Here is a 9626-nt window from a genome sequence, read left to right as displayed (position 1 = left end):
TTTAAGGTGCCTGTCCCCGGAACGATTCTGAATCGTTTCGGGGACAGGCACCAAAACAATTTCGAATAGAAAGAAAGCGCCCGGTATTTTGGGCGCTTTGAGTTTACAGTTATTTCCCGCCGAGCATGTTGAACAAACCACCTGCGATGCTGCCTTCGTCTTGAGAGCCGCCTGGTGTTTGTGGTGCTGCTGCGAAGACGCGGCTTGCGAGTCTAGAGAACGGTAAGGATTGGATCCACACTTTACCCGGTCCGCGGAGGGTAGCGAAAAAGAGGCCTTCTCCACCGAATAATGCGGTTTTCACACCTTTTACCATTTCAATGTTGTAATCTACGTCTTGCGTCATTGCGACGAGACAACCTGTATCGACACGTAACGTTTCGCCGGCGGATAGTGTTTTCTCGATAATCGTTCCACCTGCGTGAACGAACGCCATGCCGTCTCCTTCAAGCTTTTGCATGATGAATCCTTCGCCGCCAAAGAAGCCGGTTCCGAGTTTGCGTTGAAGTTCAATGCCTACAGAAACCCCTTTAGCAGCAGCTAGGAACGCATCTTTTTGACAAATAATTTTACCGTTGTACTCGCTAAGATCGAGGGGAATGATCTTCCCAGGGTAAGGCGCTGCGAATGAGACATGCTTTTTACCCGTTCCGTTGTTAGTAAATGTAGTCATGAACAAACTTTCACCGGTCAACAGACGTTTACCTGCGCCCATCAGTTTCCCCATGAAGCCTCCACCCGAATTGCTTGAACCATCTCCGAAGATCGTTTCCATGACGATGCTATCATCCATCATCATTAACGACCCGGCCTCTGCTACAACCGTCTCCTGTGGATCAAGTTCCACTTCCACAAACTGCATATCATCGCCATATAACTTGTAATCAATTTCATGATTGTTCATCACTCGAAACCTCCTCGTATTTGTATCTGATTTTACGTAAAAACAATACCGGAAGTTTCATTTTATCTTTAATTAAATAGAAGACCATGAACCTTACCGCGTTACCTCCATGTAGCGGCTCGCAAATGGGACATTCATCGCCATCACCAACAGCTGGAGGCCTAACAAATTACTTCGTTGGCGGAACTGTCCCTTTCTCAATATCAATATATTGCAAAAGAAGTGTGGCGATTTCTGTCGAACGATAATAGAGCCGTGTCCCTTTGAACAACTTCTGGAAAGTCGGAATGAGTGCTTCGATGACGACTAAATTCGAATTGGTTTTATTCATTTCGTCCAAGAGAAATTGCGTCATTTGTATCGCATCAAATAACTCTTCTTTTTCAACACGCACGAGAAATTTTTGAAGCTTTTCCACTAACAAGTCTGTCCTAGATATCGGCGTTTCAGCAGCAATCGTTAAAGCAGCCAAATAATTATTGCCAAGCAACGTATCTTCATTCCGAATCATATCCTCCATTATGGCGTCAACCCGCCGAATCGTGAAGTGGACCAAGTCATCGATCGCAATCGCTTCTGTTGCAGAAGACAAGAAGTGAATGAGGTGTTGGATTACGCCTAAAATCATGACCGCGCAATCGAGTACATACGGTTCTGCTTCTTCACCGTAAACGTCGGTAAGTCGAGTTGTTAGCCATTTTAACTCCATTAAATGCCGCTTGCGTACAAAGCTTCTCAATTCATTATCACCTGAATAAAAGACTGCTTCATAAATCGATAATAAATTATGCTCGCGGTTGACGTGCATGCGTACCAAAATTTGTTCCGCTAATATATTTTTATCGCGCTTGTCCTTGCCGTGCATTAATTCACGTCTACGGACAATCGCTTCTTCATGGGCAAATTCAAAAATGGCCATCAGACACTCGTTTTTCGAAGAGAAGTAATTGTAAAACGTCCCTTTGGAGATTTGAGCAGCCTCAATGATGTCCTGAATCGATGTGGTGACGTACCCTTTATCAATAAATAGTCTTTGGGCAGTTAAGAGGACATGCAACTTTCGATCATTCATATAGATCACCTTTTTGTAAAATTCATTTTATACTACCAGTTCAATTCCTATCGTAACGAAAATAAGGCTTTGTAGCAATGATAAAAAAATTTTTCGGAATGAAAACGTTTGTGCATTTGCGTAATTTGGACTGTCAGTATAAAATAATACTATTGTTGAACACTCAGTACAAATAACCTTCGCGGTAGTCGAACCACTATAAAATCGTTCAATAGAAAATAGATGGAGGATGGGAAATGGAAATTGATTTAAAGAAAATGCACGAGAAGCCTCCTTACGGTATGATTGCCATTTTGTTTTTTGGAGCATTCGTTGCGATTTTGAACAATACATTATTAAATATTGCTTTACCGTCAATTATGACAGAGTTTTCGGTGAAGCCATCAGAAGTCCAATGGCTGACGACAGGATTTATGTTAGTAAATGGGATCATGATTCCGGCAAGTGCGTTTTTTATCCAAAAGTTTTCAAACCGAAGATTGTTTTTAACGGCGATGACGTTGTTTACGATTGGTACGGCGCTCGCAATCTATGCGCCTAATTTTGGCTTGCTCATCGTTGCCAGAATGATTCAAGCTTCCGGTTCAGCGATGATGATGCCTCTTTTGATGAATGTTATGCTAGTCGCGTTCCCGATTGAAAAACGGGGTACAGCAATGGGGATGTTCAGTCTTGTCATGTTTACGGCGCCTGCAATCGGACCGACTTTGTCCGGTTGGGTTGTTGAGCATTATTCTTGGCGAACGCTGTTTGAGATCGTCTTGCCGTTCGGGGTTTTATCGATCTTGTTAGCGTTGTTTAAACTGAAAAACATTACACCGAACCGTGATGTGACACTGGATGTCTTCTCGCTCATTTTATCCAGTATCGGATTCGGTGGATTGCTTTACGGATTCAGCTCCGCGGGTGATAAAGGATGGAGCTCACCAATTGTGTACGGAACAATAGCGATTGGTACAATATCTGTCGTGCTCTTTGTCATCCGTCAGTTGAAAATGAAAGACCCGATGCTCGATTTCCGGATTTATAAGCATCCGATGTTTGCACTCGCGTCCATCATTTCAATTGTCATGTCTGTCGCAATGTTCTCTGGTATGATTTTGACACCGTTGTATGTACAAAATGTCCGAGGGATTTCTCCGTTTGAAGCAGGGATCCTCATGTTGCCAGGTGCGATTGTAATGGGCCTCATGTCGCCGATTACAGGAAAGATTTTCGATAAATATGGTCCACGGGTCATTTCACTCGTAGGGCTTGTCATTACCGTCATATCTACGTTCTATTTGAGTAAACTCGAATTGCATACAGGCTACTATTATTTAATGGCTTTGTATACTGTACGAATGTTTGGTATGTCAATGGTCATGATGCCGATTATGACGAACGGGATGAACCAATTGCCGATGCGTTCAAATCCTCATGGTACGGCGATGAACAATACCCTTCAACAAGTGTCTGGTGCAATCGGCTCTGCCATCTTGTTGACCATTATGACGAAACGGATGGAGAGTGCGGGTGCGGAGTTGGCACAAGAAGCAGCTACTTCCGGTACTACAAGTGGCAATGCAGCTGCGGTGCAACAAGAGATTATGTTGAAATCGATGCTGGAAGGAATTAATTACTCATTCCTCGTCTCTGCATTTATCGCGGTCGTTGCATTATTTTTAGCATTCTTCGTTAAACGTGTTAAACCAAATCAGCCGGATTTTGTAATAGGTGAGGGAAGTGAGAAAGTCACTTCATCTCCACTAGAGCCGGTAAAAGAATAATTCGCAGAAAAAAATCTCAAGGAGTTTTAAACTTCTTGAGATTTTTTATTTTATTCTGAGAAAATGAAGGATTCTAATAGGATTATGTCGAATTGAAGAAAGTGGAAGCGTTTGCAATAAATTATGTGTACTAGAAAGGGGAATTTCTAAATGCGTTTGACAAACTTTATCGGTGGAGCTTGGCAAGAAGACGGAGGTGCTGAATTTGCAGCGGTAACGAATCCGGCAACCGGGGAAGAATTGGCGCAAGTTCGTTTATCAACTAAACAAGACGTGGACCAGGCTGTGGCGGCTGCAAAAAAAGCGCAGAAAGATTGGGCGCTCGTACCTGCACCTAAACGGGCGGATTACTTATATGCAATCGGGAATGTCATGAAAGAAAGGAAAGAGCACCTTGCACAAGTGTTGACGAAAGAAATGGGGAAGGTCATTGAAGAGGGCCGTGGCGAAGTGCAAGAAGGAATTGACATGGCGTTCTATATGGCGGGGGAAGGACGAAGATTGTTTGGGGAAACAGTTCCTTCTGAGTTGCAAGACAAATTTGCGATGAGCGTCCGTGCGCCAATTGGGGTTGTTGGTTTGATTACACCGTGGAATTTCCCAGTGGCGATTGCGACGTGGAAATCGTTTCCGGCAATCGTTGCAGGCAATACGTTTGTGTGGAAACCTGCTACGGAAACACCGATGATGGCCTATGAAATGGCGAAGATTTTCGAAGAGGTAGGGTTGCCTGCTGGAGTTGCCAACATCGTGTTCGGATCTGGATCGGAAGTGGGAACGGCTATGATTGAGCACCCTGATGTGCGTGTCATTTCGTTTACAGGTTCAACAGATACGGGTCGCCACGTGGCAGAAACAGGCGGACGTCATTTGAAGAAAGTATCACTTGAAATGGGCGGTAAAAACGCGGTCATCGTTATGGATGATGCAGATATTGACTTGGCAGTCGAAGGGATTTTATGGAGTGCATTCGGAACAGCGGGTCAACGTTGTACGGCATGTAGTCGCGTCATTGTGCATAAAGATGTTAAAGAGGAACTGGAAGAGAAACTGTTGGCTTCTATGCAACAGTTAACAATTGGGAACGGGTTGGACGAGTCCGTCAAAATTGGACCGGTTATCAATGCAAAAGCGATCGAAAAAATCCAGAAGTATGTTGAAATCGGAAAAGAGGAAGGCGCGAAGTTGTTAGCGGGAGGCAATGTGCTAACAGAAGGGGACTTAGCAAACGGCCATTATTTCGAACCGACATTATTTACGGATGTGAAGTGGGATAGTCGCTTGGCACAAGAAGAGATTTTTGGTCCGGTCGTGTCTTTGATTGAAGTCAGTAGTTTGGATGAAGCGATCGAAGTGAACAATAGTGTCATTTTTGGCCTTTCCAGTTCCATCTTCTCGAGAGACGTAAACAAAGTGTTCCGCGCACAACGTGATTTGGATACAGGGATTGTCTATGTGAACGCGGGAACGACGGGTGCTGAAATCCATCTGCCTTTCGGGGGGACGAAAGGGACAGGGAACGGTCACCGCGATTCAGGCGTGGCGGCACTTGACGTGTTCACGGAGTGGAAGAGCATTTATGTTGATTTCAGTGGAAAATTGCAACGCGCGCAAATTGATACGGAGTAAAGCAGTAGAGATATAGGTGCTTGATGCTCTTGTATATTGAGCACAGTGTAATTGACTCATAAGCTACCGAAAGGGATTCGATACAGGCAAACAGGTAGTTGTCTCGGTGAAATCTAGTGGAATGGGAGATGTTCATATGAAAGTAGTCGTACTCGGTGCAGGATTGATGGGAAAAGAGGCCGTACGTGACCTTGTGCAAAGTGCTGGTGTCACAAACGTATATCTAGCAGACTTGCATACACAGCAAGCGGAGGATTTTGCGGAAAAACTGCAGTCCGATAAGCTTGAAGTCATTAAATTGGATGCGACGGATGATGAGCAATTAAAGCAAGTGATGGGACTAGGGGAAGTTGTCATCAATGCGTTGTTTTATACATTTAATGAAAAAGTTGCAAAAATGGCCGTCGATATCGGCGTCCATTCGATCGATTTAGGGGGACATATCGGTGGTGCGACGGACGCGGTGCTGGAATTGGCAGAAGAAGCGAAAGCAAAAGGGGTAACGATTATTCCCGATTTAGGTGTTGCACCTGGGATGATCAATATTCTAACGGGGTATGGCGCAGGAAAACTGGAGAAAGTCGAATCCATCAAGCTCTATGTGGGGGGAATTCCAGTTGAGCCGGAACTGCCACTGAACTATAATGTCGTTTTCTCGCTAGAAGGGGTATTCGACCACTATACAGATCCTTCCCATGTGATTCGTAATGGCGAACTGAAGGAAATTCCTTCATTGTCTGAAGTCGAAACGATTCATTTTGATAAATACGGGGAACTGGAAGCGTTCCATACGTCAGGCGGTACGTCGACATTGACGAAGACATTCAAGGACGTCCAAACGTTGGAATACAAAACAATCCGTTACAAAGGGCATGCAGAGAAATTCCAGCTGCTCGTCGACTTAGGGTTGTTGTCCCGTGACAACGAAGTGACAGTCAATGGACAGTCCGTAAAAGTCCGTGACGTCATGCGCGAGCAATTATCACCCCAGTTGCGTTTAGGAGATAAATCTGACGCGGTTCTACTTCGCGTCATCGTAAGTGGCGAAGCGCATGGCATGCCTGCAACGTACGAGTATAATCTTGTGACGGAAAAGGATTTGACGGTGAATGAAACCGCAATGGCAAGAGCGACCGCAAACACGATTTCCGTTGTTGCCCAAATGATTGGCAATGGAACGATAACAAAGCGTGGCGTCCATCCTCCTGAATGTATCGTTCCAGGAGAACCGTACATTGAAGAGATGAAAAAACGCGGCGTCATCATTGAAGAGACGGTAAAAACCCAAGAAGCACATGTTTGATAGCGGAGAGTGGAAAGGGGTCGGAGAAGTTGAATTTTGACTTTACAGATGAGCAGCAAATGTTGCGTAAGACGGCAAGACAATTTGTGGATGAAGAAATTATGCCGCACATCCAACGTTGGGATGCGGAAGGTGGTTTCGACCAAGCGATTTGGAAGAAGCTTGCCGATCTAGGTTTTATGGGAGTTTGTATTCCGGAACAATACGGTGGTAGCGGCATGGACTACAATTCATTGGCCATCCTTTGCGAAGAGTTGGAACGTGGGGACACGGCGTTCCGTACGGCCGTTTCTGTCCACATCGGGCTGAACTCGATGTCGATCTTGCAATGGGGAACGGAAGAACAGAAGCAGAAGTACCTAGTCCCGCAAGCGAAAGGTGAAAAAGTGGGAGCATTTGGCCTTACTGAACCTGGAGCAGGGTCGGACGTAGCCGCAATGGCCACAACTGCTGTGCGCGATGGTGATGACTACATTATTAATGGCCAGAAGACGTGGATTTCGTTATGCGACATTGCTGACCACTTCCTCGTTTTCGCCTATACGGATAAATCTAAAAAGCATCATGGCATTAGTGCATTTATCGTCGAACGTTCCACGCCAGGCTTTTCATCCAAAGCAATCAAAGGGAAATACGGCATCCGTGCGGGAAATACGGGTGAACTATTTTTTGAAGATATGCGGGTGCCGGCTGCTAATCTTCTTGGTGAAGAAGGCGAAGGATTTAAAATCGCGATGGCATCACTTGATAACGGTCGATTTACCGTTGCAGCGGGGGCTGTCGGACTCATTATGGCATGTCTAGAAGAAAGCGTGAACTATTGTCATGACCGTGAAACGTTTGGCAAGCCGATCGGCAAACATCAACTCGTCCAACAAATGATTGCGAATATGGAAGCAGGCTATCAAATGAGCCGCCTACTCGTCTATCGAGCAGGTGAGTTAAAGAACAAAGGTGTCCGCAATACGCGTGAGACGTCACTTGCAAAATGGCAAGCATGTGATTTTGCAAATAAAGCGGCAGACGATGCTTTCCAAATCCATGGTGCGTATGGCTACTCTGATGAGTACCCGGTTGCACGCTTCTTGCGCAATTCCAAAGCACCTGTCATATACGAAGGAACACGTGAGATTCATACGATTATGCAAGCTGAATATGTACTCGGTTACCGGGAAGACAAAAAGCTGAGCCATATGCTGCCAGGATGGCCGTTTGAATAACTGCTAAATGTGTAAACGCCAAGAGTTTTCGTGCTCTTGGCGTTTTGTATAGGGCGTATTAAATCGTGGAAAGCATACCGGAGTATGCAGTTTATTAATTTAGCATGGAATGAATAATCGGGACGAAAAGCTCATAGGCTTGGACAGAATGCAAGAAGAGAACGAACATAGTTTTGTTTAACGAACTTAGTAGCATTGGATTCACGAGATAGTAGGTGTTTTGAGAAGCCCAATACACGATTTCTGAACGATTTTACTCTGTATTCGCTGTAAGGAATGAACGTTTACCGAAGTACAAGGATGGTGGTGCAAGTGAAGAAAAAACTAAAAACAACGCTAGTCGGAGCAGGTTTGTTGGTCGCAATATCGGGTTGTGGTACAAGTTCAAGTAATGGCAATCTGGTGATTTCGGAAGGGGTGGAATACGAGGTGACAGATTACGAAAAAATTGTCGCACCGAATAATGACTTAGCGTATAAGCTGTTAGACGAAATTCAAACAGATGATGACGGAAACGTGTTCTTCTCTCCGACAAGTCTATTCATGGCATTAGCAATGGTCTATAACGGGGCGGATGGAGATACGAAAGTTGAAATGGCGAAAGCGATGCAAGCTGAAGGCATAGATGCAATGGAATTGAATAAAGCAAATGCCGCTCTCATGACCATGTTAAACAAAGACAGTGAAGATATTCAGTTACGGATTGCCAATTCAATTTGGTTGAATGAAGAATATAATTTTACGAAGGATTTTACGCAGCGGACGAAGGATTATTTTAATGCAGAAACGCAACGGATTGATGTGACAAGTAATGAGTCCGTAAAAAAAATTAATGGATGGGTCAAAGAAGCGACGAATGATAAAATCGATAAAATGGTGGAAAGTCCGCTTGATGAAAATCTCGTCGCAATGCTTTTGAACGCCATCTATTTTAAAGGCGATTGGAAGCATCCGTTTGATAAAAAAGATACGGAAGAGCGTGTGTTTCATGTGAACTTGAGGTATCAAAAAGTGACACCGTTTATGAAACTGGAACGAAAATTAGCCTATATGGCGAACAATGAATTTCAAGCTGTTCGACTCCCGTACGCAAATGGTGAAATGAGTATGACGGTTGTCCTTCCGAATGAGCATACGAATTTAGAAGGATTCAAGGAGAAGTTATCTACTGAGAACTGGGAAATGCTACTGCAAACTGCTTTCACTGAAATGGAAGGCACGCTGCTGTTGCCGAAGTTCAAGTTAGAGTATGAAACAGGACTGAATGAAGCGTTAAATGCGCTCGGTATGCAGCAAGCATTCACGAAAGATGCTGATTTTACTAAAATGGTGGAGGATGGGAACGTGTTAATCACTTCGGTGAAGCAGAAAACCTATCTTGATGTGAATGAAGAAGGAACGGAAGCTGCGGCTGTTACAGGAACAGAAATGGGTGTGACATCTGCTCCACCAGGAGATCCATTCTATATGGAAGTAAATCGACCGTTCTTCTTGGTGATCAAGGATGAGGAAACGGGAGCTGCGCTGTTTGTGGGGTATGTGACGAATCCGAAGTGACTTGTTTTATGTGGCGTTCTAGAGAAGTATGCGGTGTTTCGGAGTGATATGCGGCGAACGGGAGAAGTATGCGGTGTTTCGGAGTGATATGCGGCGAACGGGAGAAGTATGCGGTGTTTCGGAGTAATATGCGGCAAACGGGAGAAGTATGCGGCGTTTTGGAGCGATATGC

7 protein-coding genes are annotated in these 9626 nt (G+C 44.7%); 5 read left to right on the top strand and 2 right to left on the bottom strand.

Translation table 11 applies throughout. The features are described 5' to 3' along the window. Positions 1–109: 109 nt before the first annotated feature. Both NRI27_RS17840 and NRI27_RS17835 read right to left on the bottom strand, forming a co-directional pair. Positions 110–904, bottom strand: a complete 795-nt coding sequence (locus NRI27_RS17840; protein WP_317944723.1) for a TIGR00266 family protein — start codon at positions 902–904, stop codon at positions 110–112. A 169-nt stretch (positions 905–1073) separates the two neighbouring features. Continuing rightward, positions 1074–1976 (bottom strand): TetR/AcrR family transcriptional regulator, encoded by a 903-nt coding sequence (locus NRI27_RS17835; RefSeq protein WP_317944722.1) that lies wholly within the window; start codon positions 1974–1976, stop codon positions 1074–1076. Positions 1977–2212: 236 nt separating this feature from the next. Between NRI27_RS17835 and NRI27_RS17830 the strand changes: the two genes are divergently transcribed. The 5 genes from NRI27_RS17830 to NRI27_RS17810 all read left to right on the top strand — a co-directional run bounded on the left by NRI27_RS17830 (position 2213) and on the right by NRI27_RS17810 (position 9454). Further along, the gene (locus NRI27_RS17830; RefSeq protein WP_371391891.1) at positions 2213–3745 is read left to right on the top strand and encodes a DHA2 family efflux MFS transporter permease subunit; all 1533 of its coding nucleotides are present in this window, start codon (positions 2213–2215) and stop codon (positions 3743–3745) included. Between the two features lie 150 nt (positions 3746–3895). Then, positions 3896–5374: an aldehyde dehydrogenase family protein gene (locus NRI27_RS17825; protein WP_317944719.1), complete on the top strand. Its 1479-nt coding sequence runs from the start codon at positions 3896–3898 to the stop codon at positions 5372–5374. 136 nt (positions 5375–5510) lie between these two features. Continuing rightward, positions 5511–6677, top strand: a complete 1167-nt coding sequence (locus NRI27_RS17820) for a saccharopine dehydrogenase family protein (protein WP_317944718.1) — start codon at positions 5511–5513, stop codon at positions 6675–6677. Between the two features lie 29 nt (positions 6678–6706). Next, positions 6707–7897: an acyl-CoA dehydrogenase family protein gene (locus NRI27_RS17815; RefSeq protein WP_317944716.1), complete on the top strand. Its 1191-nt coding sequence runs from the start codon at positions 6707–6709 to the stop codon at positions 7895–7897. Between the two features lie 312 nt (positions 7898–8209). Continuing rightward, a complete protein-coding gene (locus NRI27_RS17810; protein WP_371391890.1) occupies positions 8210–9454 on the top strand; it encodes a serpin family protein in 1245 nt (414 codons plus the stop codon). Positions 9455–9626: the final 172 nt, after the last annotated feature.

The sequence above is a fragment of the Sporosarcina sp. OR05 genome, from assembly GCF_041414805.1.
Lineage (GTDB): Bacteria > Bacillota > Bacilli > Bacillales_A > Planococcaceae > Sporosarcina > Sporosarcina saromensis.
This window is presented reverse-complemented; position numbering and strand designations above follow the sequence as displayed.

What these genes read in the sequence shown, in the direction of transcription:
- NRI27_RS17825 (WP_317944719.1), top strand. Translation starts at nt 3,896, where the DNA reads ATGCGTTTGACAAACTTTATCGGTGGAGCTTGGCAAGAAGACGGAGGT.
- NRI27_RS17820 (WP_317944718.1), top strand. Translation starts at nt 5,511, where the DNA reads ATGAAAGTAGTCGTACTCGGTGCAGGATTGATGGGAAAAGAGGCCGTA.
- NRI27_RS17835 (WP_317944722.1), bottom strand. Translation starts at nt 1,976, where the DNA reads ATGAATGATCGAAAGTTGCATGTCCTCTTAACTGCCCAAAGACTATTT.
- NRI27_RS17830 (WP_371391891.1), top strand. Translation starts at nt 2,213, where the DNA reads ATGGAAATTGATTTAAAGAAAATGCACGAGAAGCCTCCTTACGGTATG.
- NRI27_RS17840 (WP_317944723.1), bottom strand. Translation starts at nt 904, where the DNA reads ATGAACAATCATGAAATTGATTACAAGTTATATGGCGATGATATGCAG.